Source organism: Ruegeria sp. HKCCD7251 (assembly GCF_013031165.1).
Lineage (GTDB): Bacteria > Pseudomonadota > Alphaproteobacteria > Rhodobacterales > Rhodobacteraceae > Ruegeria.
Genome location: NZ_WPZC01000004.1, coordinates 257,856 through 284,847 on the forward strand (window position 1 = coordinate 257,856; position 26,992 = coordinate 284,847).

The following is a 26,992-nucleotide window of genomic DNA, read 5'->3' on the forward strand; positions in this document are numbered from 1 at the left end:
ACCCACCGCTTTTCAATAGCTTTGGTTCAACTCATCCGCCGCCGGGATTTCCCGTTCCCGTCGGGCGATATAATCCAGCAGCGCTTCGTTCTTAGCCTCGTCCAGCTTTGGTTCCTGGTATTCGGCCAGCAGGGTTTTGGCCCGGGTCAGGGCGCGTTCTGTGATCTCGATGCTGCCTTCGGCCTGCCATTGCTCGATCGAGTTGTTGTCGAACATCTCAGGCATGAAAAAGGCGCTTTGGAAATTGTCCTGCGTATGCGGATGGCCCAGGTAGTGTCCGCCGGGACCGACATCGGGAACAGCGGCCAAGGCTTGATCGAAATCATCCCATTTCAGCCCTTCGGCCATGCGATAGGCCATCGCGCATTGTTCCGCATCGACGATGAACTTGGCGACGGAACAGTGCATCCCGGCCTCATTCCAGCCCGCGCTGTGCCATATATAGTTGGCACCTGCATGGACCACCGCCTGCAACGTGGTGGCGGATTCATATCCGGCCTGCGCGTCAAAGGTCTTGGCACCGCCCAAAGTGTTCGAGGTACGCCACGGCACGCCGTAGTACCGCGCCATTTGGCCGATCATGAAGTTCATCAGGCTGATCTCGGGCGTGCCTGCCATCGGCGCACCGGACTTCATCGAGACGGTCGACAAGTAATGCCCGTAGATCGCGGGCGCACCCTTGCGGATGATCTGCGTATAGGCCAGTGCGCTTAGCGCTTCGGCATTCAACTGCGCCACGGTGGCTGGAACGGATGCCGGTGTATTCGCCCCACCTAGTACGAAGGGCGAACACAGCACCGGTTGCTTGCGGCGGCAAAAAGCGCGCAAGGCCCCCAGCATGGTTTCGTCCCATACCAAGGGCGAGTTGCCGTTACAATTGCCGGTGGTGACCGGGTGATCCTCTAGGTAATCCTCGCCGAACAGGATGGCGCACATCTCCATCACGTCCTCGGCGTTTTTGGGGCTGGTGGTCATGCCCATGAAGGTCTTGTCCGAATGCTTCATCGACGAATAGGTTATCCGCAGATGGCGCTGGCTGATCGGATGATCATAGGGTTCCACGATGTGATGGGCGCTGGAATGCAGCGCGGGCAGCATGTGCGACAGCTTGTGGAACATCGCCAGATCGTCCAGCGTCGGGTTGCGGCGCACATCCTCAAGGTCGCGCAGGAAGGGCGCGCCGGTCATCGGCACAAAGATCGAATGCGGCCCGCCCAGCCGCACATTCTTTTTCGGATCGCGCGCGTGATAGGTGAAATCGTTGGGGATGGTGGCGATCAGATCGCGCACCAGACCCCGATCCAGATAGACCATCTCATCTTCGACCTTGGCGCCAACCCTCTTCCAATCCTCCAACGCGATGGGATCGCGGAACTGGACACCCACATTCTCGAGAATATCCATTGAGGCGTTGTCGATGCGTTCAACCTGCGCGCCGTCCATCACCTCACACAAGGGGATGCCACGGGTCAGGCCGGGCAGCATGTCGAAATTGGGCGCGGTGCGCAGGGCGCGGCGGGCGGAACGGCCTCCTGCGCGGGTGGCGGTGCGAATGTTCATGGGGCAATCCTCCGATCTTGCCCCCAGACTGGAGGATTCGCAGGCCACGCACGTCACTGATTGCGATATCTGTTTGCAAGAAGCGACATTGACCAGAAAACGATCCGCTAAACTCTTAAGATGCTGACTGGCTTTCACCCGTCGAATTGCCAATACTGAGGTGAATGAAAGTAATCCAAAACCCGCCGATGATTGCCACCCATTATGTCCAGACGCCACTATAACCTCCCGCCGTTGACCACCTTATCCGCGTTCGAGGCCGCAGCGCGGCACCTGAGCTTTAAGAACGCAGCCGAGGAACTTTCGGTCACCCCCGGCGCGGTCAGTCACCAGATCAAGGCGCTTGAGGGCGATCTGGGCACAGCCCTTTTCCAACGAAAACACCGGGGCGTTGATCTGACCGAAGATGGAAAAGACTTGTACGAGGCACTGTCATCCTCTTTCACTCGTATCTCGAAAACTCTGGGCGCGATCCGGAATCGCGCTTCGGTCGAAAAGGTCACGGTGGGATCGACCACAGCCGTTGCCGCCCTGTGGCTGTCCCCGGCTGTCATCCGGTTCTGGCGCGACATGCCCGAGGTCAACGTTGATCAATTGTCTCAAGACCGCGCCTTTCGCGACAGGCCGGAAGTTGACTTCTTTATCCGCTATGGCCGTGACAGTGATCCCAGCCTTACAAATACGCCTTTGTTCCGCGATCATTTGGTGCCGGTCGCCAGCCCCGAGGTCGCCGACAGACTGATCGGCGCCAGTTTGGATCAACTTGCAGCCGAGCGGTTGATCCACCTTGAGTCCGAAGACCGTAGCTGGACAACCTGGCCCGAATGGTTTCAGCAATTGGGGTTTAACGGCACAATTCCAATTGAATCCCGCGTAAACAGCTATTCGGTTGCCTTGCAGCTTGCCCGCAAGGGGGCTGGGTTGGCGCTGGGGTGGCAGCGGCTTATCCAGCCGATGCAGCAATCCGGCAAATTGGTCACAATCGGTCCGCATCAACTGACCGCGCCAAACCAGTTCTACCTTGTCGGTCGCCCCGATGAAGATCTGTCCGACAGCGCGCGCGCGCTGAAGAACTGGATCATTCAAGAGGTGCAGAACGGTTCGGTTTAGGTGAAATCACTCTTTGATGAGGTTTTCTGATGTTGTGTGGTGCCCTTCCCTTCCGCCAATACAGATAAAGCGCATCCAGCACACCTTCAGGAGAGCCCGATGAACAAGCATAGCCCGCTATCCTCCGTTCTGGCCGATGTAAATGTCGCCAACGGCCTGCCTAACGAACATTATATCGACCCGACCGTTTTCGCCGAAGAACGGAAATCGGTCTTGTACGCGAACTGGTCCGGCATCGGGTTCGGCAAGGATGTGCCCGAAGAAGGCGACGCCAAGCCGGTCGACTTTCTGGGAATGCCCCTGCTGATCGTGCGCGACCGCGACGGAGAGGTTGGCGTTTTCCAGAACACCTGCCGCCACCGTGGCATGATTCTGGTCGATACCCCCCGCAAAATCGGCGGCGCGATCCGCTGCCCCTACCATAGCTGGTGTTACAGCCTGAAAGGGGAATTGCGCGCGACCCCACATGTGGGCGGCCCCGGCGACAACACCCACGAAGATGTTGACCGCAAGAACCTGGGGCTGGTCCGCGTTCGATCCTATGTCTGGCGCGACGTGATCTTTGTGAACGTGGACGGCAATGCCCCTGCATTCGAGGACGCCCATGCCGCTCTGCTGGAGCGTTGGAAGGAATTTGACCAGCCCGTGTATCACGGCGGCGAGACATCCTCGTTCAAGCTGGAGGTCAAGACCAACTGGAAACTGGCGGTCGAGAACTATTGCGAAAGCTATCACCTGCCGTGGGTCCACCCCGGCCTGAACAGCTATTCCCGGCTTGAGGATCACTACAATATCGAAGAACGCGGGCACTATTCCGGTCAGGGCACGCTGGTCTATCGGCAACTGACCGATCAGGACGGCGCAACCTTCGAGGACTTTGAAGGCCTCAGCGACCAATGGGATGAGGGCGCGGAGTATGTGGCGCTCTATCCGAATGTCCTGCTGGGCGTGCAGCGCGACCATGCCTTTGCAATCGTGCTGGAACCCGTCGATCAGGAAAACACGGTCGAGCATATCGAACTGTACTATGCCAAAAGCATAGAAGACACACCCCAGCATGACGGCCTGCGCGCCTCAAACGCGCAACTCTGGAAGACCGTATTCGAAGAAGACGTCTTTGTTGTCGAAGGCATGCAGAAAGGCCGCCACGGTGTTCTGTTCGACGGCGGCCGCTTCTCGCCCGCGATGGACGGGCCGACGCATAACTTCCATCACTGGGTCGCAACACAGATCGAAAACGGTCGCGCGGAATAGAGCCACGAACCGGTTGGCCTGCGCCGACCGATCCCGACGGAGACCCAATGGACAAGACCGACTTGGATCGTCTGTTGCTTGAGGCGCATGATCACAATGATCTTGACGCCTTGATCCGCTATTACACCATGGCCGCCGACGAGTGTGAGGCCGCGCAGGACATCGACGCGACCTGTTTCTATTTGACCCACGCCTTTGTCTTTGCACTGGAATCCGGCGCAGCCGAGGCAGACGCCTTGAACGCGCGACTGGCTGCTTATGGGCGTGTGCATCGGTTGGACTTTTTGGATTAGCGTGGCACTAAGCCTGCTCGACCGGAAATATGAACTGCGTCAGTTGCCCTTCCTGCACCGATGGTGAAAGAAAGCACGTGGATTAGCACCTGACCCTACGGGACCCTATCCACGAGCCTGCGCAGTTTATATCCTGATCGCACCACCACGGTCGCTTTGGGAGGGGCGGACGCATGGAACATGAAACGGATATGCTGATCGTTGGCGCGGGGTTCTCGGGTCTGATCATGGCGATCGAGGCGCGAAAGCGAGGGATCACCAAAATCGCAATCCTTGAAAAGGCAGACGATATCGGCGGGACCTGGCGCGAGAACACCTATCCCGGCGTGGCCTGCGATGTGCCTTCGCACCTGTATTCCATGGCCACGCATCTGAACCCTGACTGGAGCCGCGCTTATGCGGGCGGGGCCGAGATACAGGCGTATCTACAAAAAGTCGCACAGGACGAAGGGCTGTACGACCTGTGCCATTTTCACCATCGCCTGAAGGCGGCGCGGTGGGACGGAGCGCGCTGGCAGGTCGAAACCCACGAGGGTCAGCTCTGGTCGGCCCGGTTTCTTGTTTCCGCCATAGGCGCCCTGCATATTCCCAGTATTCCAAACATTCCCGGCGCAGACAGCTTTCCCGGCCCCAGCTTTCATTCGGCCCAGTGGAACCACAATGTTTCCCTTACAGGCAAACGTATCGCGGTCGTAGGAACAGGCGCTTCGGCTGTCCAGTTCGTCCCTGAGATCGCGAAGATGGCAGCCCAAGTCACGATCTTTCAACGCACCGCGCCTTATGTACTGCCCCGCCCCGATGGACCGATCGCGCCGTGGGTGCGCCGCCTGTATCAACGCCTGCCCATACTGCCTAGGCTTCGCCGCAAACTGATCTATCTGGTTTTCGAATACCGCCACCGAGTCTTTCGCGGCGAAAAGGGGGCCGTCAACTTTGCTATGAAGATGTGGCGCAATTCGCTGGAAAAAGCGATCTCGGACCCAGCCCAGCGCGACATGCTGACGCCCGACTATCAGATCGGCTGTAAACGTATCCTCAGTTCTAACGACTGGTACTCTGCCCTTGCACGCGACAACGTAACGGTCGTACCGCAGGGTGTGGCCGCAATCGAAGGCGATCAGATCATCGCCTCTGACGGCACGCGTACCAAGGCCGATATCCTGATCTGGGGCACCGGGTTCAATGTCACGGAAACGGTCGAATTTCTGAATATCAATGGAACAAATGGCCTGAGCTTGCGGGACGCGTGGTCTGACGGGATGAAAGCCAATCTGGGCACAGCTATCGCCGGATTTCCGAATTTCTTTATCCTGCTGGGGCCCCATACCGGGCTGGGTCATAACTCGGTCGTTTTGATGATCGAGGCGCAAGTGCGCCATATCGGGCGTGTCTTGGACAAAATGAATAGCAATGGCACCCAGACCATCACGCCGGATGCTGAAAAGCAGGCTTCTTTCCTGCAGGAAATGCAGGACCGGCACGTAGACAGTGTCTGGCAAGCCGGAGGGTGCACATCCTGGTATCAGGATGCCAAGGGCCGCAACACAACCCTCTGGCCCGGCACCGTATCAGAATATGAAAAGCGCATGGCGCGGTCCGGGATCGAGCAATACTCGGTCGTCCCGACCCAAAGTGGAGAGCATTGAGATGACCACCCTATTCATTATCGTTCTTTTGATCGCGGCATTTTTCGGAGCCATGAATCTCTGGACCCGAAAGCTGACACAGGATGGTTTGAAGCGAGTTCCGCAACTGGGTCAGATCGCACCGGTGCAAGGCGGCAGTATTCACTATGTCGAGGCGGGCGATCCTGCAAAACAGACCATCGTGATGATCCATGGTCTTGCCGGGCAGTTGCAGCATTTCACCTATGCGATGGTCGACATGATGGCCGATGATTACCATGTCATTGCGGTCGACCGCCCCGGCTGCGGATATTCGACACGCGACACGGGCGATCTTGGTCAACTGCACCAACAGGGCCGGATGATACAAGAGTTGCTGGATGCCAAGGGCGTGGAAAATGCCGTCTTGGTCGGACATTCACTGGGCGGAGCGGTCTCACTGGCCATGGCACTAGACAATCCTAGCAAGACAAAGGCGCTGGCGCTGCTGGCTCCGTTGACGCAAGTCATGCCGGGGCCACCTGACGTCTTCAAACCGTTGGCGATCCGAACGGATTGGCTGCGCAGCTTCATCGGTAATACGATCGCGGTGCCAATGGCCGCAAAAACCGCCCCTCATACTCTGGGCATCGTGTTCGGCCCCGAGCCCGCGCCCGAAGATTTTCTGGATCGCGCGGGTGGTGCCTTGGGTCTGCGCCCGACGGCTTTCGTTACTGCGTCACAGGATGTTGCGGGCATTGACGACAGCATGGACACGCAGGTCGCGCGTTACCCGGATCTGAAAGTCCCCGGCGGCATCCTGTACGGCCAAGAAGACGCCATCCTGTCGCCCGAGGCGCATGCCGCCCCCATGACGCAGTTTGGCCTGACAGACGAACGACTTGAGGGGCGGGGTCACATGATACCAATTACGGCCCCAGAAACCTGCGTTGCTTTTATCCGCCGCATTGTGGTGGCCGCAAACGCCGAAGGCGAGGCCGCCGACAAGACAGGATGAAGCACCGCCAAAAAGAATCCCGGTTTGGGGGTCATTTCCCTCTTGACCCCCTCGGGCCCCTCCCTTAAATCGCCTTTCACTCGTGGCGGAGTAGCTCAGTTGGTTAGAGCAGCGGAATCATAATCCGCGTGTCGGGGGTTCAAGTCCCTCCTCCGCTACCAAAATCCCCAATAATATCAGTGAACTGCGATCGGCGACCAAAACCCTCCCTGCGATCTAATCGCCGGGACTGCAATGGGACTGCCCCCGGCGATTCAATTCTAATTCAGGATTTTTGGTAGTTGGATCTTTCTTTACGAGATTCTCAGTCTTCTCCACGAACCGCCGGTATGACCCGCCCTGCTGATTGAGGGTCGTTTTCAGCTTATACTTCTTTGTTGGGCGTCGACAACTCGGTCTCAGAGGTGCCCTCACCTAAACCGGGCACCCGCAAGATAGGGCAGAGCTTTCACATCCAGAATGTAAATGCACTGCATTCGCGCATGAAAGACTTCCTGCGCCCGTTCAAGGGGCCTGCGAAGAAGTATCTGGATGGCTACGTGGACTGGTATTTTCTGAGGAAAGGTATTGAACCCCAACAGGCACTCGATGGCTTGGTGAAGAGGGCAAACAGGCTGCAGGTTTAGCCCCTTCTCCCTTACTTAGAGGCAAGTTTCACAGCCGAGAACATCACCGAGAATTCTGAATTGCACAAGGTAGTAGGAGACCCAATACAGCCATTTAACCAGGATGCGTCGAACAACGCCTCTGAGCCCTTTTGACCAATGCTGCGCTCCGCTCATATTGAAGTGATGCGCGAAAAGCCGCCGTTGATCCGGATCGGGATCGTGAGCTTTGCAATAGTGCCAAGCAGAAACCGCATGTTTCGGGTCGATGGAAGTATTCAATGTCGGTATTTTCCCTCGAAAGTAATCACAGGATTTCTCTATGCACGGACGCGATGCACTCTTTCCAAACCTTGACCATCTGATGGACGCTGAAAACGCGTTGACCGAGCGCCTCAACCAGGCTCGCCGTGACTACGCCAGTCGCAATGCGACCTCGGCGGAGTTAACGCCTGATTGGCTAGAGGAGTTGAAATCCAAGCGGTTTGAGCAGGCGGAAGATCTTGAACCGCTGATGGACTGGGTGATTGATGCGCTCGATACTGGCAGTGTGCAGATGACTCATCCGGGATATCTTGGCCTGTTCAATCCGGCACCTACCTTTGCCGCAGAATGTGCGGATCGGATCGCGTCGATGTTCAATCCGCAAATCTGTGTGTATTCTCATGCGCCTGCTGCCGTCGAAATCGAACAGCATGTCATCAATGAAATGGCCCGACGCGCAGGACTTCCCAAGGGGTCCGGAGGGCATTTTACCAGTGGCGGTGCCGAAGCCAATTCGGCGGCTGTTTTATGTGCCTTGCAGGCCAAATGCCCGGAGTACAGCGACAAGGGTATCTATGAGTTCGGTGGCCAACCAACGATTTACGTTTCGAAGGAAAGCCATCTTGCATGGTTGAAGATGGCGCATTCGGCGGGCATCGGGCGCAACGCCGTTCGATTGATCGCAACTGACGGCCAAGGCCAGATGGACGCAAGTTGTCTTGCGACCGCCATTGATGAGGATTCGAAAAACGGTTGTGTCCCGGTCCTGATCGTAGCTACGGTTGGCACCACGAATGCCGGGATGATCGACCCCCTCAAACCTTGCGGTGCTCTGGCGCGAGAGCATGGTATGTGGTTTCACGTCGATGCGGCATGGGGTGGGGCGATGATCGCCAGCACCGAAGGGCGAACCGCACTGGACGGCATTGAGCAAGCGGATTCAATCACGATTGACGCCCACAAATGGTTCGCCACCACGATGGGCGCAGGCATGTTTCTGACCTCGCGCCCCGACATACCCGCACAGGTTTTCCGTATCTCGGCCAGCTACATGCCGGAAAGCGAGGCAGCCAAGGATTTCTATGTGAATTCCAATCAGTGGTCACGCCGCTTCGTAGGATTGCGCCTGTTCCTCGCCCTTGGTGCCGCCGGATGGGACGGCTACGGTGACCATGTCGAGCGTACCATCCGACTGACCAACCGGTTCACGGAAAATCTTAGAAATGCGGGTTGGACAAAGGCAAACCAGTCTCTCATGGGGGTAAGCTGCATGGTTCCGCCGGAAGGGCACGACGCCGTGCAACGCTATGTCGATGCGGTTCACGAAGATGGGCGTTTCTGGATTTCCAAGGCGATGTTCGAGGGCAAACCGGTTTTGCGGGCCTGCGTCACCAATGGACGTACGGATGAAGCGATAATTGATCAGTTGACGGAATTTCTGACGACGGTTTGAGGCAAGGAAACATGCATCCGCCGCAAGAAGGGCGGGTGCTTTCCAGTTGGTCAACCGGCGCGAAGATGCGTGGTTGTCATGTCGATCAACAGACGCCCTGTTTCTCCGCGAACCTCGGTACGAATGACAATGAGCTTGCCACCGCGTTTGACCGTGGTGGATGTTGCGATCAGATCGCCCGTCCTTTCATTACCCGACAAGACTGTGTGAAGATCAACGGCGAGTGGAAAACCGGACCCGTCTTCACCAATGCTTTCCAAATCGCCGATTGCACAGAGGGTCGCTGCGATGTCGGCAAACCAGATCAAGGCACCAGCGTGCATTGTTCCGAACGGATTCTTCGCGGATTCGGTTACCGGCATCTTGGCAACCACGCGTTCGGGCTCGCGGCTTTCAATGTTAAAGCAGATTTCGCCTTTCCATTCATTCGCAGCCAGCTTTTCTCTGATGGTCATCCCTATACCCTCGATTTTCGGTGACGAGAGCAAGCTTGCATCTGGAACAACTGAACTCGACCCAGAACTTGCGCAATCGGGTTTTCGAAGCAACTGACGGAAGGTGTCGCAACCGGACATTGGGACATTCGCCGTGAAAGCCCGAAAGGTCCGTAGGGCCGCCGCTCTTCCTGAGCGCTGCGAAATTCTCATTCCTGCGCTATAGATTCTAACAGAAAATCCGACAAGCCTGCCATTCAGCAGACAAATCACAATTGCCAACACGTTTTGACGACATTGCGTTTTACTTTGCCGCTAAAAAAGTTGGCCGCCAAATTTCGGATTTTTGGCCTTTGTCCAATATCAGGCGCGCGGACCTCGCCGCGAACCTGACAATGGAGACCATACAGTGCCCTACGCCCTCGAAAACTCACTCCAAGATTCACTCGTCGATATCAAGACCGTCTGCGCGACTCTGTGCCGGTCACGCGCCAGCATATACCGCGACATCCAACGAGGTGATTTCCCGGAACCTATCAAACTGGGCGGTTCGTCTCGCTGGCGGATGTCGGACCTCAACAAGATCGTTGACCCTGACGCACCGATGGCGGCCTAAACTGCCCCGGCAAGAAAATCCCCACCTATGATCTAACTCCCAATATCCCACGCTCTGCCCCGCCTTGTCGGGGCTTTGTCGTTTCTGGTGGGGGGGGGGATTGGTGAATTTCCTGTTCGGGGGCCTCTGGGTGCAAGCGGCGTTGCCCCTCACGAGGCAAAAGCCGCGCCCGCAAAGTGTCGCGCAACATGATCAACTCACGATAAACCCGCCGAACACGACGCCTGCGGTGCATCGCCTGTCTTGGCCATCTCGGCATACGAACGAAGATCAACCCGCGCGTGGGAGCCAATCTTGCGCAGGGCCGCGTTGGTCCGCTTTTCCCATTCTCCGCGGACACGCTTGATTTCTCCGGGGCCTGAGGTTCTGTCGTCAAGAACACGCGTTTTCTCTCCAAAATCACCCGTGATCCTATCAACCTTCCGCGTTGTCATCAGGATGTGGGCGTGGAAATTCAGGTTGGTCTTCGATGGATTGAAGAGCCTCTGCTCGTTGTCTTCTCGCGTCAGTTCGAGTTTGCCCGCGCTGTGCCGTTTCTCTTCCTCAGGGCACAAGAAACGCGGCGCGTGAATGTCGGCTTGAACAGCAACGCCGTATTCATCGCGAAGCCAGAGGCAGAAGCCGCGGACAAGCCCAACCTGCTCGAGAAGCGGTAGCTCGCGTGGCAAGGATGGGCGCAGTTCGCGGATGACTCTTGCATTCTTTCGACCTTCCGAACGCTCGGCAGCGTTCCAGAGCTCCTCGGCGTTTCCTGTCCAGTTGATCAATTCATGCGACAGGAGGCCACCCTTTCTGCCCGGCGAAAACCGTCGACCAACCCGCGCATCCCGGAAGGTGGTGCGCGCGGTGTAAGCGGCGGATTTGACGGCGGAGCGACCGTCGGCACGAGAATGCAGGATGACTTCGAATCTGCTGGCGGGGTGTATCATGTAAAGGACATCGGGCCCCAACCCGATCTCCGCACAAAAAAGTCCGCGGCAGGCGCGCAGGCAAACCCCAAGTTTGCGTAACTGCGCGCATTGCCCAGCGGGCATGCGGACGGTCGCTCACACGGCGGCCTGGCGGAGCTATGTTTTCACGCAAGGGGAGCGAAGTCAGGATCCAGGCCGTATTTCCTGTTCGACCACTGAAAAGGGAGGACGAAATGGCGGACCTGGATCAACAAATCGAACAGGCGCGCGCGAGACTCAGCGACCTCCAGGCCCGGGCGAGCGAGCAACGGCGTCGCGATGAAACGCGCAAAAAGATTATCTATGGCGCTGCTGTTTTGAAGCTTCTCGAGGAAATTGAGAGAGACAAAGCTGATCGGTTGCTCAAGCTTCTGCACGAACGTATCTCACGCGACTCAGATCGAGAGCTGTTAGGGCTGTAAACCCAGTTAGATCTTCTTGAGGCACTGCACGCTCTCAGAAGGGTTGGCTGACTTGGGTCTATTAAAAGAAAAAAACTGGCGCGGCTTACCGCGCTCAGTATCGTCAGGTCGCGACGTGAGAAACATCCTTGTCCGGCGAATAAATGTCCAGGATGTTCCAATGACCGGTCGTTGGTGTCGGGTTGTTGATCATTGGCACATCCAGCACGGTTGGTTTGCCGCTGGCGATTGCCGCTTCCAATGCAGGCAACAACTCGTCAGCAGCGCTGAGTCTGTGCCCTTCCGCGCCGTAGGCTCGCGCTATGTCGGCATAGCCCGGTCCGTTTGTGGGTGCGGCGGCTGATCCGGGGAACGTGGTTCCATAGGTCAGACCGTAATGCGCCTTTTGCAGACCTGCTATGGTTCCGAAGGCATTGTTGTTCATGACCAGCCAGATAATGCCCAGATCGAGTTCGACGGCCGTTGCCAGCATCGACGGGTTTTGGCCGAAACCACCATCGCCAACAAGGCTGATCACCACACGATCAGGTGCCGCCAGTTTCGCGCCGATCGCACCCGGAGGACCGAAACCCATCGTCGCGAACCCACCCGGGGTCAGGATTGAACCCGGCGTCAAAATGTCAAACTGTTGCCCGACACCGTTCTTGTTCCACCCAACGTCAGTGGTGATGATGGCATCCTCGGGCAGTGCCTTGCGGGTATCTGCCAGAATACGCTCGGGCATCATCGGAAAGGCTGCTGAGGCCGCCATTTCCAAGTTGTGCGCTTTGAAATCCGTTCGGAAGTCGGCGATCTTCTGTTCCAGAGCGGGGCGTTTGAAACCGTCCGGATACATCTCGCGGGCGACCCGGTTGAGGGCGCGCAAAGCGGCCTTGGCGTCAGCAACGACGCCGATCTCGGTGGGATAGTTCCGACCGATTTCCTGCGGTTCGATGTCGATATGGATGACCTTCGAGCCGGGAATGTTGAACGTATAGCCGGGATACCAGCTGGAACAATCGGCCTCTTTGAACCGGGTTCCCACCGCAAAGATGTAGTCCGCATTCAAGCAGGACTGGTTGACCAATTCGGTGCCCCAAAACCCGGTCATTCCCAGTACAAGCGGATGGTCGTCTCGCAACGCGCCTTTACCCATCAGGGAATGCGCGACTGGAAGGCCCATATGTTCAACAAATTCTCGCAACTCCTCGCTGGCCTGTGCCAGAAGAATACCACCCCCGACATAAGCGACTGGGTTTTCGGCTTTAGCCAACGCTTCGACAATCTCTCCCGCTGTCTCGTCGTCAACCGACGGTTTCTTGAGCGCGCGCGTGTTGTCGCGGATACGGTCGAAACTGTCCGAGGGGATCACCTCTGAAAAGATGTCCATGGGGACATTGACCAGTACTGGTCCGGGCTGGCCGCTTTCAGCGAGATGAAACGCCTTTTCCAGAATCTCGGCCATCAGGTCGGCGCGATCCACGCGCCAAGCGCGCTTTACGAAGGGTCGGTAAATCTCCCATTGGGCTGCGTCTGCATGCAGGTTCACTTCCTGATGCGGATGTTTACCGTAGTAATGCGTGGGAATGTCACCCGCGATCACGACCATCGGGATACAGTCCAGTGCGGCGTTGGCGACCCCGGTGGCGCAATTGGTCAGCCCCGGGGAGAGATGGGACAGCACCACCGAGGCCTTGCCCGTCACGCGGGCATATGCATCCGCCGCGTGGCTGGCGATTTGTTCGTGTCGTACTGTGACGAAATCGATGGGACTTTCCGCCAGCGCAGCCAGAACCGCAATGTTCGTGTGCCCGCACAGGCCGAAAACGTGCTTGACCTCACGGCGCTCGAGAAAGTCAACGATATGTTCGGCAACGGTTTTGCCGTCCAGTTTCGCTCCGTCCATCACGCGACCTCCTGTCCGTAGAACTCACCGAACAGGTCCGGCTCCGAGGGGCGATCCTCGGGGATCGGACGGCTGACCCAGGTGTAGTTCATCATGTGTTTCATGGTGACGTTTTCGTTGGTGATGTTGCCGCCCCAGATGCCGCAGCCCAGGCTGCTGGTCATAGGCATGCCATTTGTCCAGGCACCCGCATTGGCCTTGGATTGAGGCTGTCGCACCATCATACGGCTGACCGGAGCCAGACGTGCCAACCGGTCGATGTGATCGTCATTGTGGCTGTAGATGCCGCAGGAATGGCCCTTGCCCCCGGTGTTGTAGATCTGGCTGACCGTTTCCAGCGCATCATTGAACGTTTCGAAGTGATAAAGCGCCATCAGCGTGGTCAGTTTTTCCTTGGAGAACTTGTGCTGCGGGCCGATTTGCCCCTGGTTTTCAACCATCAGAAACTTGCGATCTTCGGGGATGCTAAAACCGGCGACCTTGGCCGTTTGCTGCGGCGGACAGGCGATGGTCGGAAATGTACGGTTTCCCTTTTCATCCCACATGGCCGCTTCGAGCATGGCCTTCTCTTCATCCGAACACAGGTAGCCACCCTCGGCTTGAAGCGCCTTGACCATATCGTCGTAAACTGAGCGCTGGATGATGATGTTGCCGTCAGCCGAGCAGCCCGACCCAAAGTCGGAGGTCTTTGAAATGCGAGTGTTCTGCGCGGCGATGTCCAGATCGGCGGTTTCATCGATGACGATGGACGAATTGCCCGCGCCGACACCATAGGCCGGGCGCCCAGAACTGTAGGCCGCTTTGACCATCGGCTTGCCACCCGTTGCCAGAGTCAGGTCACAAATCTCCATGAGGTGCTGTGTTAACGGGATCGATGGTTTGCGGATCGACTGGAATAGGTCTTCGGGGGCACCGGCGGCACGGCAGGCTGCGCGCATGACCTCGACCATCTCAAAGGTGGTATGGGCGGTTCGCGGGTGCGGGCTGAAGATGACCGCATTCCGGGCGTTGGCGGCGGAAACGCCGGTCACCGGTGGTGTCATCGCTGGGTTAGTCATTGGGATCAGGGATGCGATGACGCCAGCAGGTTTGGCATATTTCACCAGACCTTTTTCCTCATCAACCTCGACGATGCCGGTCGAGGGTGTGCGCAAGACATCTCGCAGCACCATGTGAATCTTGAAGCGCTTCGCTGGGCGGCCTTCGCGATCTCCGATACCGCTCTCGTCCACGCCTTGTTGAGCCAGACGCGTGAAGGTTTTCTCATTACCCGCATACCACGCAATGGCCTGAGACAGGCGGTCCAGTCTGTCCTGATCCCAATCCTCGATCTCGGCCATGGCGGCGCGGGCGCGTGCCAGCATATCTGCCGCCATGTTGCGGTCGTTTTCAGTGAGCTCTTTGCCCATGATGATCCTCTTGGTGTTTTGGAATTGTAGCATCGGGCATACGACGCTGTGACCGCGCCTCGCCAAATGTTCGCTTGGCGTGGCTGAGACAGCGACGCGCGTGTTCTTCATATCCCAACTCGGCAACGCGGCTTTGGTTGGGCAGTTCGATGGAATAGTCGACGGGCGGCATCCGTTCGATGATGCCGGTGAAATCGATCCATCCCTCACCGGGATATAGCCGCGCATCGCGGGCCAACTGGATCATGCCCTCACGCGTATCGGCGATGCCGGGCAGGCAATCAGAGATATGCAGGAAGTGAAACAGGTCCGAGGGGACGTGTAGCAACTCTCCCAAATCCACGCGGCTGAGGTGCAGGTAAAGCGTATCGACCAGAATACCGCCGTTGGGCTGATCGGAGGCACGCACGATATCAAGCGCCTCATCCAGAGTGCGCAAGCGGGAGAAGCTTGGAAACTCAAGGTCCACTGTTAGCCCATACGGAGCCGCCAGTTCGCAGGTCTCAGAATAGACGTCGATCAGGAAGTCACGATCATCGCGGGTGTTGGTCCACGCGCTCATGATCATACGCTTGGCGCCCAGTTCCCCGCCAATCTCCAGCGACGGCTCGAAACTGCGCGGATCGACATCTTCTGTGATGCGCGCAAGTTCGACATCGAGGACTTTCAAGCCAGTGGTAGAGAGAGCAGTTTTGGTGGCATGCACCTGTGCCTTGTCGATTGGAGATTGAGTGAATTCACCGGGCACATGCATCGGAATGAAGCGGGGGCTGACGGCATCGTAACCGGCCCGCGCTGCGATATAGACCAACTCGGGCGGCGTACAGCCAATCAGCGTCAGATGCGCCAAGGAATAGAGAGAGGGGCTTGCGCCAGCCTCTTCGGGTTTCACCATGAACGGCAGCTCCACGTGTCTGCGAATCTCAAATTCATCACACGTAGTAAAAAATATCTGATATTTTTTAAAATATCAACTTTTAATACTGAGCAGGAAATGAAAGCGCCCGGGCAACTGCCCGGGCGTGTTTTTCATTCTTGTTGGCAGAGCCTTAGAGAGTGACCCAGTCACCTCCGGACTGGTGAGAGCGCACGGAGGCTCCAATAAACCGGACGCCATCTGCACCTTGTTCGACACTGGGATAAGTAAGCCAATCATCCGGAACGGTAACGCCATCCCGACGCGCGGCTACGGCCATAGCAAATTCCGTATAGAGGTTGGCCCAGGCTTCGATAATCCCTTCTGGGAAGCCGCGCGCGGTCCGGATTAGACGTTCTGCGCCGGGGCCGATGCCATGCCCGTGACCTCGGCTGATGATACGATCCGGCTCACCGAACCGATTGAACTTCAGCTGTTCCGAATTTTCCAGGTCCCACTCGAGACCTCCTTCGTTCCCGAATATGCGCAACCGCAACCCTCCCCGATTCCCGGGGGCAAGGCGTGTCGCCATCAGGGTTCCCGGAACCTCGTTTTGATAGCGGGTGAACATGAATGCTGTGTCTTCCAAAGGCTTTGGCGCGCCGCAGACATGAAACTCAGCCCGTAAGTCGGTCAAGGGCAGGCCCGAGACAAAACTGGCGAGATGCGCGGCATGGGTGCCGATATCGCCGACACAGCTGGTCGGACCAGAAATCTTTGGGTCCAGCCGCCATTTGACGTGGGGCGCATCAGCCACATCATCGGGCGTCATCCAGTCTTGCATGAACTCGACATGGATTTGGTTGATTTTTCCGATGCCTCCATCGGCCACGATTTGTTTGGCCTGACGGATTAATGGAAAACACGACATCGCATAGCCGACAGCAAAGATGTGTCCCGTGCGCGTGGTAATGTCCTCAAGCCCTTCGGCCTCGTCGACTTCGTTGGTCAGGGGCTTGTCGCACAGCACGTCAATACCCGCCTCCAGAAACGCTTTGGCGACTTCAAAATGAACGTGGTTCGGGGTAGTGATCATGACGGCATCTACGCCATCCGGGCGCGCCGCCTCGGCCTTTGCCATCTCGTCGAAGGACGCATAGCACCTGTCTGCTGGCAAGAACCACTCAGCTCCGCGCGCCTTGCTGCGCGCGGCATCTGAACTGAGCGCGCCTGCAGTGACCTCCCACCGGTCGGTCATCCGCGCAGCCGTTGCCTGCGTGACAGAGATCCGTCCTCCGCCAACAACACCCAGCCGCAAACGGCGAGACAGGCGGGGGAAAGGTCCGTCAAAGTTCAGGTCTTCGGGTAAAAGTCTCTCAGCCATTCTGAACCTCCACTTCCGGGACCCGTACGCCTTCCGGCAGCATTTCCACCGCCATGAAAATGCTGGGGGTAATCGTCTCGTACTGATGCCAGGGATAGTTGCCTTCGGCGTCATACATCGGTTTGTGCGTCGTGCCGGGGGCCATGAATTCTTCGAGGTAAAGGGATTCAACATCCCGCTCACGGCATTGCTGCATTTTCCCAAAGCCTACGATTTGTGTATGCACTTCGCGAAACCCCGGTACCGGGCAGAACGGATGATCCTTGTGCAATCCGACATTCAGCGGCACCGAGCCGGAATGGTACATGGTCAGCCCAACGTTACCCACAAAGACCTTTGGCGACATGTAGTGGCTGACACCGCGTAAACGCTCCTCTTGGCGAACATCAAAAGCAGATGGCCATGTATCTTTCACCCATGCGAACAACTCGTTGTCATTGGCATGGGCGTCGAAATCGTGGACAATGACTGCACGTTCCACGCCGCTAAGCGTGCTGTCTTGCACGATCACAGAGGAAAGCGGTGCAATGGTCTGATCCTCGACAGAGAGATTTCGCCCCCCAAGGTTAAGGACGATGGCGCGACCCTCGATAGAAATTCTGCGCTCGTCAGTTATGTGCTGGACGCGAAAGAATGGCTGAGCAAAGTCGAGTGTCTCAATCGTCATGAACCAATTCCTTCCTCTCATCGTTAAGGAAATCGACCGGCAAAGGCTCCGGAGCCGCGCAACGGCTTTCTATCGTCTGATAGGCGCCAAATTTTGGTGCCCGTTCGATCGCGTCCATGACCTCGAAAACGTGGTAGGCGAGCGCTCCACTTGCGCGGGGTTGGCGTCCTTCTTGCGCCGCCAGGGCCAGATCCAAAAGGCCGAGCCCGCGGCTGTCTTCATTGAATCCATGTTTGTTTTCGACCACTTGCCAGTCCTCGCGACCTGTTGGACGGGGCTGATGAGACCAGCGCGAGGTGTCCCGCGTTTTCAGCCAAACATCCCCTTGAAAGATATTGGCACCATGAACCGGGTCTGGGTCTGGGATGCTGATGGTGCCTTTTTCACCGTAGATCTCGAACCGCGGCGTTTCGCTGTCCCAGACGTCGAAGCTCATGGTCATCGACCCTATAGCTCCGGAGGAGAACTGCAGCAGGCTAAGGGAGTGCGTGTCGACCTCGACGTCCATCCATTCGCCGTTGCGAGGGCCGTTTTCGATCATCCTTTTGTCGAAAGTGCATCGCGCCATTCCGGCGACCCGGTCAACCGGACCAAGGCAGCAAACCATGGCGGTCAGGTAATATGGCCCAAGGTCCAGCAAGGGCCCGCCACCGGCCTGGTAGTAGAAATCCGGGTTGGGATGGTGGCGTTCCGTCCCGTGGGTACCGACATGGGCAAAAACCCCTGTCGGTTTGCCAATGGCACCCTCATCAATCAAGCGCCGAACGGTTTGCCAACGACCGCCCAGAAATGTGTCGGGTGCGCAACCGACCAGTAGCTCCTTTTCAGAGGCCATGTGCAGAATCGTCTTACCATCCGTTCGATCCATAACCAGCGGCTTCTCGGAATAGACGTGCTTGCCCGCCTCCAACGCACGCAGGCTGATTTCGGCATGCGCCGCCGGAATTGTCAGATTCAGAACGCAGTCAATCGTCGGATCGTCAAACACCCCATCTGGCGCACAGGCCTTGGCGATACCGTATTGATCTGCCTTGGTGCGGCTTTCCGGAGGGTCAAGGCTTGCGCAAGCCACGACCTCAACGTTTGAGAATTTGGATAGTGTTTTTAGATAAATATCGCTGATACGACCACAGCCGATAAGGCCGACCCGGAAGGATTTCGATGTCTCACGTGTCATCATTCCTGTCTTCGTAGAGGGGTAAGTAATTAGGGGGCATCGGCCCTTTGTTGCGGCCACCCTGGTTCATCTGTTCCCAAGCGTGGGCGAGTATTCCGACCGAGCGGGACAGGCAGAACAGCCCTCGCGACAAGGGCGCAGGAAAGCCAAGTTCGCAGAAGATCACAGCTGTCGCGCCGTCAATATTCATAGCAATTGGCCGACCGCCTCGTTGACGACCGAGTTCGGCTTGAACCTCTTCTCCGATATCGGCAAACCGGCCAGAAACTGTGCCTTCTGCCGCCGCATCTCGAACAAGTTGCATCAATCGGGGTGCGCGTGGATCGACAGGTTTGTGAAACCTGTGACCAAAGCCCGAGACGATCTTGCCATAGGTCTCGCGCCAGCTGTCCAGACCGTCCTTCACTGCGTCATTCAACGATGCTCCGCAATCCATGCGAGCTGCGATATCATAGTACAGCTCTGCACACTGCTCTCCTGCCCCGCCGTGCACGTCGCCCAGCATGCTCACCGCAGTCGCCATCGCGTTATTGAGACCTACCCCGCAGGTGGCGGCCATACGCGCAGCCGCGATTGAGGGAGCCTGTGGGCCGTGATCCACGCCTGCGACCAAAGCGGCTTCGAACAGGCGCGCTTGCGCGTCGCTGGGTAGATCGCCCCGCACCATAAGCCAGATCATCTGCGGGAAAGATACGTTTCCGATCAGGTCCTCTATGGCGTTGCCACGAAAAGAGATATGCCCGGGTTTCATGTCGATGATGGAGGTACGCCACCATTGGCGAACGGCGCGCTCATCGTCTGTCATCTGCGCGGTCATTGCGTCTGCACCTCTTTCAACGGCTGGGTTTTGCTTTGCGCAGCAAGGCGAATGGGTGCATTGCGCGCGCCATAACCGGCATAGCCCATACGGCGTTCAACAATTTCGAAGAAGAAGCCGTTAAAGATGGGGCAGCTGTATATCTGAAAATACTCAGCACCCGCCGCCCGATCGTAGAGAATGTTCCCCCTGCGCAATTGGGCGACCAAATCGTCATCCAATCCGAAGGTCGCCTGCAGATCGGCGTAGTAGTTCTCTGGAATCGTCAAACTGGGAAAGCCTGATTTGCGCAACTGATTCGACGTTTCAAAAATATCGTCCGACTGGAAGGCGATGTGCTGAACACCGGCCCCAAACCCATCTTCAAGGAATGACGCTGCCAGTGTTCTACGCCCAACGGCCCCGTTCAGGTTCAGGCGCACTTCGCCTTCGGGACTTTCGATAGCCTGGCTTTGCACGACACCGGACGGGTCGGCGACGTTCACGATAGGAGACTTTGCCATCTCAAAAGTTGAAATGTAGTAAAGCAGCCAACTTTGCATCTCATCGTGACGCATGGTCTGTGCCAGATGGTCGATACGGCGCAGACCGGCAGGCTGGGTCGCTTTGGTTTTGGCAACTGGCTCGAACTCGATGTCCCAAACTCGATGCAGATCGGATTTCTCATCTATGAAATGGACGACATTGCCGCCGACACCTCGGATGGCCGGGATGTCCAGTTCCCCGGTCCCCACCGGCTGTGAGAAATTCGGCGCGCCCAGCGCGGTCGCGCGCTGAACCGTCTGATCCGCGTCCTTGACGCGCAACCCCATGTCGCAGACCGAGGGGCCGTGGCCCAGAAATGCCGAATGTGCGAAGCCTTCCTTTTCGGTATTCACAACGATGTTTATCGCGCCCTGCCGCCACAGCTCGACGGACTTGGATACGTGTTTTCGCTCCATTCGAAAACACATTGCTGACAACATATCTGCCAGCTGCGCGCCGCTTGTTTCGTCGGCTGTAAATTCGACGAATTCGAAGCCTGACGCATAGACGCGTTCCGGCAGGTCCGGGATGCCGAAATCGGTTCCCGGCTCGGTCCGGGATACCTCATCCAGGAGGTTCACCAGCGACCTGTAGCTGTCTCGGGCCAGTGTTCGGCCACCGGGTTGAGGAGCTGCTTCGTTGACGCGTGCAACCGACCAAGGCCCTTTGTATCCGGCGCGGGACAACACGCGAACGAAGCCCGCAAGGTTCAGCGACCCAAGCCCCGGCAGAAGCCCAAAGTGCCGCTTGAGCCGACGTATATCCATCTCAAGCCGGGGTGCATCGGACAGTTGCACATGGAACAGCCGCTCTCCGGGAATGTCCCGAAGGCGGGCTGGTTTGGATCCGTCGGCAAGCGAGAAGAAGGAATTCAAAGCCAACCCCAGATTAGGGCTGTCGACAGCATCAACGACGCCTAACGCCTGTTCATCCGAGTGAATAAGATCCGACCATGGCAAGCCCATATAGGCCAGAAGCATCCCCATTTCTTTAGCGATTTGGGCCGCCTGGCCAAGGTCTGCTACTACCTGTTCTTCGGTCGCAGCGGCATCGGCCTCGAAAGCGGACCCGATTAGAAGCAATTCCGTTCCCAGCTCGCTCATCAGGTCGAGTTTGCGCTTCAGTCGATCAAAGGCGCGCTCACGTCCGGCTTCGGGCTGGCCTTCAAGATTATGGAAGGGTTGTAACAGGCATATCTTCAGGCCGAGGTCCGATGCAATCTTGCGGACTTGCGATGGCGGTCCGTCAAAAGCGGTCAAATCCGGTTCGTGTAATTCGACACCCCCGAATCCCGCGTCAGCGATAGCACTCAGCTTTTCAGCCAGATCACCGGGGATCGACGTTGTCGAAACCGACAGGCACATTATCCCTGATATCCAAACATACGCGGCAACCACAGGACCAGATCCGGCATCAGCATCATTATCACCAAGGCGAAGATGAGAACCGCGAGGAAGGCCCAGATTTCGGAGATGATTTCGCGCAGCGGAATGTCCGTCACGGCATTGATCACAAAGAGTAGAATGCCATAGGGCGGCGTGATCAAACCGATCATTGAGTTCACGACGACCAGCACTCCGAAATGCACCAGATCAATCCCGAGCGCTTCGCAGGTTGGAATGAACAGGGGCACGATCACCAGGATGATCGTTGTTGCGTCTAACACGCACCCCAGCGCGAGGATCAGCAGGTTTACGAGGATCAGGAATACAATCGGGCTAACATCCGAACCCTCCAGCAGTGCCGAGATCGACTGTGGAATCTGTTCCTGAATGACGATGAAGTTCAGAATGAACGCGCCACCAATGACCACCCCGACGGCGGCGGAGGAGCGCGCGCTGTCGACGAACACTTGATAAAGGCCACGGAAGGTCAGCGCGCGGTAGAACAACGCTGCCAGTAGCAGAGCGTAGAATGCAGCAACTGCGGCGGCTTCGGTCGGAGTGGTGACGCCGCCATATATACCGTACAGCAGGATTGCGGGCATCAGCAGTGCCGGAAACGCGTTGGCGGTTTTAGCCGGCAATTCGCGCAGAGGAACAGGTTCTTCCAATGCAAAGTTCCGCTTTCCGGCCAGATAATAGTTCATCGCCATGAGGACGACGCCCATGATCAGGCCCGGCAGAATACCGGCCAGGAACAGCGACCCGATAGAGGCCTTGGAAACGAGCGCGTACAAAACCATTGGGATCGAGGGCGGAATGATCGGACCGATGGTGGCCGATGCCGCTGTGATCGCGGCAGCATAACCTCGGCTGTAGCGGCCATCCTTGGTCATCATCTCAATGATGATCTTGCCGATCCCCGCAGCATCCGCGACAGCCGACCCGGACATACCCGAAAAGATCAGAGACGCTACCACGTTGACGTGCCCGAGGCCGCCCTTGAACCGCCCGACCGCAGCGACGCAGAAGTTCAGCAGACGGTCCGTAATCGAGCCCGCGTTCATGATATTGGCGGCGACGATGAACAAAGGCACGGCAAGCAGGATCGTGCTTTTGTAGAAGCCCTGCAGGATCTTCTCGCCTGCGAGTGCTACGTCCAGTCCGGCTGTGCCCAGATACACCAATGAGGCCAAGAGAATGGAATAGCCGATAGGTGTCCCGATGCCTGCCAGAAGAAAGAGAGCGAGCAGGCAGGAAAGAAGTTCAAAACTCATTTCTTAACTTCCTCGTCCTCTTCGACGTCGACACGGGGATGGTCGTCAACCACGTTGTACCCAACAACCAGTTCCAACTCTGTCTTTGGGGGGCCATTGCGCATGACGTCGAAGAATAGCCAAGCGTAGCGCGCTGCGACGACCAACATGAATACCGCGTAAATCGAGAATACTGTGCGCAGCGGTATCTTCTCACCCGAGAACGGATTGCGCACAGTCGAGGTTTTGCGGATTTTCATCCAGTCGATGTAGTCCCACGTCGGCAGGAAACTGTAGAGCATCCCGACCACAATCGCCGCGGCCGCCAGCATCGCAAAGACCTGACGCACGCGCATCGGCACCGAAAGGTAGATGATGTCGAACTTCACGTGATCCCTCTCGCGCACGATGAAAGCGCAGCTAAAAAAGATCACCCAGACCCAGAGGATGCCGATCAATTCCAGAGTCCAGCCAGCGGGGGTAAAGAAGTACCGCAGAAGTATTTGTAGAAGGAAGATCAGGAAGATTGCCGCCAGCATCCCGCCGGCAATCGCTTCGGTCAGTCGGGAGAACCCCTTTATAAAGGTTTTCATTGTGGTTCTCCCTCCCTCGATTTACTGGTCTCAGTTGCCCAGCGCGTTGATCTGGTCCAGAACACCATCCGGCCAGGAACCCGCAAATTCGCTATCCAGATACATGGACTGTACCTGATTGCGGAAGGCTGCCAGATCAGGTTCGTAGATTTCCATCCCCTGCTCTTTCAGGAAACTGACCAGATCTTCTTCTTTTTGAAGCTGCTTCTGACGGCCCGACTCAGCGGCTGCGTCGGCTGCTTCCTGAACTTTAGCCTGCTGTTCCGGTGTCAGCCCGTCCCAAACCTCTTTGCCAATGGCGATATAGTTCAAGTCGACCAAGTGAGATGTCAGGATGATCTGATTGGTCACTTCGTAAAACTTGGCATCAACCACGGTCGGCAATGGGTTGTCCTGACCGTCAACGGCACCGGTCGACAGAGCTGTGTAAACCTCTGAGAACGCCATTGGTGTCGGGGCGGCACCCAGCGCTTTGCCAAGGAACTGCCACGCATCTGTGCCCGGCATCCGCAGGTTTACACCTTCCAGATCAGCCGGAGTGCTGACAGTCAGCTCATCCTTGGGCTGGCGCAGGTTCACCTGACGACGGCCCAGATACATGACCGACAGCAGTTTGACGCCCAGTTCTTCTTCGGCCTTTTGCTTGAAGGCATCCATCAAGGGATCATTGAAGACAGCCACCTGATGCGCGGCGTCCTGGTGGACATAGCCTGCGGTAAAGATCGAAAACTCGGGGAAGAACTGTGCCAGTTCCTGCGCCGAGGTGATCGACATTTCCAGGTTACCCCGGCTGATGGCGTCCAACTCGGTGCCTTGGGCGAAGATGGTTCCGTTATAGCTGGGCTCGTAGCTTGCGAAATCAGCGACCATGGGCGCGAAAACCTCGGCCATAGCGACCGAGCGCTGATCGGTCTCCGACCCTGATGTTGCGAGGCGAAGTTGGACTTTGTCTTCCGCCAGCGCACCACTTGTTGCGCTAAACAGAACACCGGTTGCGACCAGGGCTGATACAACAGCCCGGCGGGTAAGTTTGGTAATCACTTTGCTCCTCCCTGAGACATCATGATGCTTCTTTTTTGCGATTCAGAGTTTTGACCTATTTTGGACATTTTGCAAGATTTTTTACAAAATATCTGATATTTTAGACTGCCGTCATACCTACCACTGGTGTTTTTTGTAAGTTTTTGATCCTGACCGTATCACCTGTTCTGCAGGAATTCTGAATAGCTTCAATAACTTGAAGCGTTCTGAAGCCTTCCCATCCAGACACAATCGGTTCTGCTTCGTGTCGAGCTACCTCAACAAAGTGCCTAAGCTGATTGACAAGAGGGTCAGACGCCCCCTTCTTCAGCGCGGTCGATGAGATTGGCGTCCACCAGTCCCTTTGCTCACTCTGGTAACTCCACAGGCGAAGATCGGGAACGGACAACGAACCATGAGAGCCACCTATCATGTAGCTACTCTCAGTGGTTGAAGGATAGATTGGATATTCCTGAGACGTCATCTCCCAGCTCCATGGAGCAACGATGCTGTCGGACACACTTATGGTCCCAATCGCCCCACTTTCGAACGTCAACAGAGCACCGGCAACATCTTCGTTGTCATAACCGCGCTTGGATACAGCCGACTGAGCCTGAACGGTCACGACTTCTCCGGCCAAATACCGCAGAAGATCGACGTCGTGGACCAGATTGACCGAGATGGGCCCTGCACCTGGTTTCTTTCGCCAGGGCGCAGCATCAAAATACTCGTCTGGCTTATAGAACCAGCAATTCGCATGGACAGCGCGCACATCTCCAATCTTCCCATCGGCAATGGCTTCCTTAGCCGACCGGATCAGAGGATTGTGTCTGCGATGATGTCCGACCATCAGCGGCACATTGGCCTGCTCCGCTGCGTGAACAAGCTCAAGTGCAGCGGTGGCTTCTACAGCGATCGGTTTTTCGACAAGAACGGGACACCCATTTCGAACACACGTGAGGCCTTGTTCGACATGAAGCGTGGTAGGGGTCGCAAGAACAGCTCCGTCCGGCGCCTGGTCTGCAAACATTTCCTCAAGGGTCGCGTAACATGCGACTCCGTGCTCAACGGCGTAAGCACGACCTTCATCGCTGGGGTCGACCACCGCGACGAGATCAACATGGCGCAACGCTCGGACAGCGTCTGCGTGGCGGCGTCCAACAAGGCCAATGCCGACAATGGCAATGCGAAAGTTCTTAGACACTTTGCTTCCTTCCGGAGGGTCTGGAAAATCCCGAAACCGATGATTGCGATCGGGCTGCTTTGCCCAACTTGGCCACGACCGTATTGGGGTTTTCGCGATTCCGCAATAATGTATGATATTTTTATTTTTAACATACATCAGTTTGGATTGCTGATGTCTCTCAAAAATGCTAATTGAACGAGGAAACTGATAATATCGGGTGAAACGCATGGCGAAACAGCCGTCTACGATAGGTGCAAGCACCTATCAGCGCATCAAGCGGGATATCATCTTCGGGGAGCTGCAACCCGGCTCCAAACTGAAGCTGGACGCCTTGAAGGAACGCTACTCGGCAAGCCTTTCGACACTTCGTGAAACGCTGAACAGGCTCGCCAGCGACGGATTTGTCGAAGCTCCCGAGCAACGGGGTTTCCTGGTCACACCAGTATCACGAGAAGACCTGACCGAGATATCAGAGCTGCGAGTCCTGTTGGAATGCCACGCGTTGGAATTGTCCATTGCGAATGGCGACACGGATTGGGAAGGCAACCTCGTTGCCGCACACCACAAACTGCACCTGATGGAACAGCAGCTTCTCAAGGGCGACGAGTCCGAGAAAGAAACCTGGAAACGATATGATTGGGAGTTTCACCAAGCGATGATCGCGGCCTGCAACTCCAAGAACCTTCTGTCTCTGCACTCGATTATCTACGACAAATATCTGCGGTATCAGATGCTCGTGCTGACCTATCGCGGCGAAGAGGCCGTCAAGGAGCACAAGGGCATGTTCGATGCCGCGCTGGCCAGAGACGCCGACACGGCGAAGAGGCTGTTGGAAGATCACATTCGAAATGGCCTCCAGCATACCTTGGAGGCTATGTAGGACATTCCCCTTGCCGCAAAAGCGACGGCCTTCAACGCAGGGCACCGCGGTAAAGGCGAATTTCTTTTGATCGAATTCGCCAGTCAGGGCACCGCTACGACAATTGACCTTTCGGCTTACCCCTTGAAGGTCACGGCACGCATATTTTACAGAGTGTTAATGTGTGGGGTTTGTGTCCAAGACGGACCTCCGCTACCATTATCCCCCTCATTTTCCGTTAGGTACGTGAACTTCCCGCCGTTGGTTTTGCGTGGAATGTGCACTGGGTGACAATCCGGATAACAGCAGATGAAAATTCACCTGCGAAAGGTGTTGGGATTCGCTGCTCGGGCGTTGCATGAGTTGAAACTGCGCCGCACATCGCATCCTTGG

General features: G+C 56.8%; 24 protein-coding genes, 1 tRNA gene and 1 pseudogene. 11 read left to right on the plus strand and 15 right to left on the minus strand.

Annotated features, from left to right (window positions below):
* Nucleotides 1-12: 12 nt before the first annotated feature.
* A complete protein-coding gene (locus GOX75_RS12745) occupies nt 13-1,560 on the minus strand; it encodes a trimethylamine methyltransferase family protein (protein ID WP_171123632.1) in 1,548 nt (515 codons plus the stop codon).
* A 204-nt stretch (nt 1,561-1,764) separates the two neighbouring features.
* Here GOX75_RS12745 and GOX75_RS12750 point away from each other — a divergent pair, with 204 nt between their 5' ends.
* The 8 genes and pseudogenes from GOX75_RS12750 to GOX75_RS12785 all read left to right on the plus strand — a co-directional run bounded on the left by GOX75_RS12750 (nt 1,765) and on the right by GOX75_RS12785 (nt 9,161).
* Nucleotides 1,765-2,670 carry a LysR substrate-binding domain-containing protein gene (locus tag GOX75_RS12750; RefSeq protein ID WP_171123634.1) on the plus strand — a complete coding sequence of 302 codons (906 nt, stop codon included), beginning with the start codon at nt 1,765-1,767 and terminating at the stop codon, nt 2,668-2,670.
* A 99-nt stretch (nt 2,671-2,769) separates the two neighbouring features.
* A complete protein-coding gene (locus tag GOX75_RS12755) occupies nt 2,770-3,924 on the plus strand; it encodes an aromatic ring-hydroxylating dioxygenase subunit alpha (RefSeq protein WP_171123636.1) in 1,155 nt (384 codons plus the stop codon).
* A gap of 47 nt (nt 3,925-3,971) precedes the next feature.
* Nucleotides 3,972-4,217 carry a hypothetical protein gene (locus GOX75_RS12760; protein ID WP_171123637.1) on the plus strand — a complete coding sequence of 82 codons (246 nt, stop codon included), beginning with the start codon at nt 3,972-3,974 and terminating at the stop codon, nt 4,215-4,217.
* Nucleotides 4,218-4,390: 173 nt separating this feature from the next.
* Nucleotides 4,391-5,863, plus strand: a complete 1,473-nt coding sequence (locus GOX75_RS12765; RefSeq protein WP_171123639.1) for an NAD(P)/FAD-dependent oxidoreductase — start codon at nt 4,391-4,393, stop codon at nt 5,861-5,863.
* A gap of 1 nt (nt 5,864) precedes the next feature.
* A complete protein-coding gene (locus tag GOX75_RS12770; protein WP_171123641.1) occupies nt 5,865-6,839 on the plus strand; it encodes an alpha/beta fold hydrolase in 975 nt (324 codons plus the stop codon).
* An 84-nt stretch (nt 6,840-6,923) separates the two neighbouring features.
* Nucleotides 6,924-7,000, plus strand: a tRNA-Met gene (locus tag GOX75_RS12775).
* Between the two features lie 282 nt (nt 7,001-7,282).
* Nucleotides 7,283-7,390 (plus strand): annotated as a pseudogene (locus GOX75_RS20590) (IS1595 family transposase); the annotation flags it as partial.
* Between the two features lie 376 nt (nt 7,391-7,766).
* Entirely contained in the window at nt 7,767-9,161 is a 1,395-nt protein-coding gene (locus GOX75_RS12785) for a pyridoxal-dependent decarboxylase (RefSeq protein WP_171123643.1), read from the plus strand.
* A gap of 50 nt (nt 9,162-9,211) precedes the next feature.
* Here the strand turns inward: GOX75_RS12785 and GOX75_RS12790 are convergent, their stop codons facing one another.
* On the minus strand, nt 9,212-9,616 hold the full coding sequence (locus GOX75_RS12790) for a PaaI family thioesterase (RefSeq protein ID WP_171123645.1): 405 nt from the start codon (nt 9,614-9,616) through the stop codon (nt 9,212-9,214).
* A gap of 388 nt (nt 9,617-10,004) precedes the next feature.
* Here GOX75_RS12790 and GOX75_RS12795 point away from each other — a divergent pair, with 388 nt between their 5' ends.
* Nucleotides 10,005-10,211: an AlpA family phage regulatory protein gene (locus tag GOX75_RS12795; protein WP_171123647.1), complete on the plus strand. Its 207-nt coding sequence runs from the start codon at nt 10,005-10,007 to the stop codon at nt 10,209-10,211.
* A gap of 197 nt (nt 10,212-10,408) precedes the next feature.
* Here the strand turns inward: GOX75_RS12795 and GOX75_RS12800 are convergent, their stop codons facing one another.
* Nucleotides 10,409-11,140 (minus strand): MobA/MobL family protein, encoded by a 732-nt coding sequence (locus GOX75_RS12800; protein ID WP_171123649.1) that lies wholly within the window; start codon nt 11,138-11,140, stop codon nt 10,409-10,411.
* A 215-nt stretch (nt 11,141-11,355) separates the two neighbouring features.
* On the opposite strand from GOX75_RS12800, the gene GOX75_RS12805 reads away from it, so the two are divergent.
* Nucleotides 11,356-11,583 (plus strand): hypothetical protein, encoded by a 228-nt coding sequence (locus GOX75_RS12805; protein WP_171123651.1) that lies wholly within the window; start codon nt 11,356-11,358, stop codon nt 11,581-11,583.
* Nucleotides 11,584-11,686: 103 nt separating this feature from the next.
* On the opposite strand, the gene GOX75_RS12810 is transcribed toward GOX75_RS12805, so the two are convergent.
* The 12 genes from GOX75_RS12810 to GOX75_RS12865 form a co-directional block, all read right to left on the minus strand.
* Nucleotides 11,687-13,468: a thiamine pyrophosphate-binding protein gene (locus GOX75_RS12810; protein ID WP_171123654.1), complete on the minus strand. Its 1,782-nt coding sequence runs from the start codon at nt 13,466-13,468 to the stop codon at nt 11,687-11,689.
* Nucleotides 13,468-14,877, minus strand: a complete 1,410-nt coding sequence (locus GOX75_RS12815) for an aldehyde dehydrogenase family protein (protein ID WP_171123656.1) — start codon at nt 14,875-14,877, stop codon at nt 13,468-13,470. Before GOX75_RS12815 ends, GOX75_RS12810 begins: the two co-directional genes overlap by 1 nt.
* The gene (locus GOX75_RS12820; protein WP_170353936.1) at nt 14,858-15,772 is read right to left on the minus strand and encodes a sugar phosphate isomerase/epimerase; all 915 of its coding nucleotides are present in this window, start codon (nt 15,770-15,772) and stop codon (nt 14,858-14,860) included. Before GOX75_RS12820 ends, GOX75_RS12815 begins: the two co-directional genes overlap by 20 nt.
* A 154-nt stretch (nt 15,773-15,926) precedes the next feature.
* Nucleotides 15,927-17,117, minus strand: a complete 1,191-nt coding sequence (locus GOX75_RS12825; protein ID WP_171123658.1) for a Gfo/Idh/MocA family protein — start codon at nt 17,115-17,117, stop codon at nt 15,927-15,929.
* Nucleotides 17,110-17,784, minus strand: coding sequence for a hypothetical protein (locus GOX75_RS12830; protein ID WP_171123660.1), 675 nt, complete (start codon nt 17,782-17,784; stop codon nt 17,110-17,112). Before GOX75_RS12830 ends, GOX75_RS12825 begins: the two co-directional genes overlap by 8 nt.
* Nucleotides 17,774-18,961, minus strand: coding sequence for a Gfo/Idh/MocA family protein (locus GOX75_RS12835; RefSeq protein ID WP_254428780.1), 1,188 nt, complete (start codon nt 18,959-18,961; stop codon nt 17,774-17,776). Before GOX75_RS12835 ends, GOX75_RS12830 begins: the two co-directional genes overlap by 11 nt.
* Nucleotides 18,951-19,778 (minus strand): citryl-CoA lyase, encoded by an 828-nt coding sequence (locus tag GOX75_RS12840; protein ID WP_371808167.1) that lies wholly within the window; start codon nt 19,776-19,778, stop codon nt 18,951-18,953. The genes GOX75_RS12835 and GOX75_RS12840 overlap by 11 nt, the downstream gene beginning before the upstream one ends.
* Nucleotides 19,775-21,700 carry a bifunctional sugar phosphate isomerase/epimerase/4-hydroxyphenylpyruvate dioxygenase family protein gene (locus GOX75_RS12845; protein ID WP_371808166.1) on the minus strand — a complete coding sequence of 642 codons (1,926 nt, stop codon included), beginning with the start codon at nt 21,698-21,700 and terminating at the stop codon, nt 19,775-19,777. Before GOX75_RS12845 ends, GOX75_RS12840 begins: the two co-directional genes overlap by 4 nt.
* Nucleotides 21,667-22,962: a TRAP transporter large permease gene (locus GOX75_RS12850; protein WP_170328647.1), complete on the minus strand. Its 1,296-nt coding sequence runs from the start codon at nt 22,960-22,962 to the stop codon at nt 21,667-21,669. The genes GOX75_RS12845 and GOX75_RS12850 overlap by 34 nt, the downstream gene beginning before the upstream one ends.
* Nucleotides 22,959-23,534 (minus strand): TRAP transporter small permease, encoded by a 576-nt coding sequence (locus GOX75_RS12855; RefSeq protein ID WP_171123664.1) that lies wholly within the window; start codon nt 23,532-23,534, stop codon nt 22,959-22,961. The genes GOX75_RS12850 and GOX75_RS12855 overlap by 4 nt, the downstream gene beginning before the upstream one ends.
* A gap of 30 nt (nt 23,535-23,564) precedes the next feature.
* Nucleotides 23,565-24,575, minus strand: a complete 1,011-nt coding sequence (gene dctP, locus GOX75_RS12860; protein WP_171123666.1) for a TRAP transporter substrate-binding protein DctP — start codon at nt 24,573-24,575, stop codon at nt 23,565-23,567.
* A 100-nt stretch (nt 24,576-24,675) separates the two neighbouring features.
* Complete coding sequence (locus GOX75_RS12865) at nt 24,676-25,968, minus strand: Gfo/Idh/MocA family protein (protein ID WP_254428779.1); 1,293 nt, start codon at nt 25,966-25,968, stop codon at nt 24,676-24,678.
* On the opposite strand from GOX75_RS12865, the gene GOX75_RS12870 reads away from it, so the two are divergent.
* Entirely contained in the window at nt 25,967-26,620 is a 654-nt protein-coding gene (locus GOX75_RS12870) for a GntR family transcriptional regulator (protein ID WP_170353340.1), read from the plus strand. The genes GOX75_RS12865 and GOX75_RS12870 overlap by 2 nt on opposite strands.
* The last annotated feature ends 372 nt before the right edge of the window (nt 26,621-26,992 follow it).

What these genes read in the sequence shown, in the direction of transcription:
- GOX75_RS12850 (WP_170328647.1), bottom strand. Translation starts at nt 22,962, where the DNA reads ATGAGTTTTGAACTTCTTTCCTGCCTGCTCGCTCTCTTTCTTCTGGCA.
- GOX75_RS12815 (WP_171123656.1), bottom strand. Translation starts at nt 14,877, where the DNA reads ATGGGCAAAGAGCTCACTGAAAACGACCGCAACATGGCGGCAGATATG.
- GOX75_RS12770 (WP_171123641.1), top strand. Translation starts at nt 5,865, where the DNA reads ATGACCACCCTATTCATTATCGTTCTTTTGATCGCGGCATTTTTCGGA.
- GOX75_RS12840 (WP_371808167.1), bottom strand. Translation starts at nt 19,778, where the DNA reads ATGACCGCGCAGATGACAGACGATGAGCGCGCCGTTCGCCAATGGTGG.
- GOX75_RS12820 (WP_170353936.1), bottom strand. Translation starts at nt 15,772, where the DNA reads ATGGTGAAACCCGAAGAGGCTGGCGCAAGCCCCTCTCTCTATTCCTTG.
- GOX75_RS12765 (WP_171123639.1), top strand. Translation starts at nt 4,391, where the DNA reads ATGGAACATGAAACGGATATGCTGATCGTTGGCGCGGGGTTCTCGGGT.
- GOX75_RS12855 (WP_171123664.1), bottom strand. Translation starts at nt 23,534, where the DNA reads ATGAAAACCTTTATAAAGGGGTTCTCCCGACTGACCGAAGCGATTGCC.
- GOX75_RS12745 (WP_171123632.1), bottom strand. Translation starts at nt 1,560, where the DNA reads ATGAACATTCGCACCGCCACCCGCGCAGGAGGCCGTTCCGCCCGCCGC.
- GOX75_RS12835 (WP_254428780.1), bottom strand. Translation starts at nt 18,961, where the DNA reads ATGACACGTGAGACATCGAAATCCTTCCGGGTCGGCCTTATCGGCTGT.
- GOX75_RS12790 (WP_171123645.1), bottom strand. Translation starts at nt 9,616, where the DNA reads ATGACCATCAGAGAAAAGCTGGCTGCGAATGAATGGAAAGGCGAAATC.
- GOX75_RS12805 (WP_171123651.1), top strand. Translation starts at nt 11,356, where the DNA reads ATGGCGGACCTGGATCAACAAATCGAACAGGCGCGCGCGAGACTCAGC.
- GOX75_RS12870 (WP_170353340.1), top strand. Translation starts at nt 25,967, where the DNA reads ATGGCGAAACAGCCGTCTACGATAGGTGCAAGCACCTATCAGCGCATC.
- GOX75_RS12750 (WP_171123634.1), top strand. Translation starts at nt 1,765, where the DNA reads ATGTCCAGACGCCACTATAACCTCCCGCCGTTGACCACCTTATCCGCG.
- GOX75_RS12830 (WP_171123660.1), bottom strand. Translation starts at nt 17,784, where the DNA reads ATGACGATTGAGACACTCGACTTTGCTCAGCCATTCTTTCGCGTCCAG.
- GOX75_RS12825 (WP_171123658.1), bottom strand. Translation starts at nt 17,117, where the DNA reads ATGGCTGAGAGACTTTTACCCGAAGACCTGAACTTTGACGGACCTTTC.
- GOX75_RS12755 (WP_171123636.1), top strand. Translation starts at nt 2,770, where the DNA reads ATGAACAAGCATAGCCCGCTATCCTCCGTTCTGGCCGATGTAAATGTC.
- GOX75_RS12810 (WP_171123654.1), bottom strand. Translation starts at nt 13,468, where the DNA reads ATGGACGGAGCGAAACTGGACGGCAAAACCGTTGCCGAACATATCGTT.
- GOX75_RS12800 (WP_171123649.1), bottom strand. Translation starts at nt 11,140, where the DNA reads ATGATACACCCCGCCAGCAGATTCGAAGTCATCCTGCATTCTCGTGCC.
- GOX75_RS12760 (WP_171123637.1), top strand. Translation starts at nt 3,972, where the DNA reads ATGGACAAGACCGACTTGGATCGTCTGTTGCTTGAGGCGCATGATCAC.
- GOX75_RS12865 (WP_254428779.1), bottom strand. Translation starts at nt 25,968, where the DNA reads ATGCGTTTCACCCGATATTATCAGTTTCCTCGTTCAATTAGCATTTTT.
- GOX75_RS12785 (WP_171123643.1), top strand. Translation starts at nt 7,767, where the DNA reads ATGCACGGACGCGATGCACTCTTTCCAAACCTTGACCATCTGATGGAC.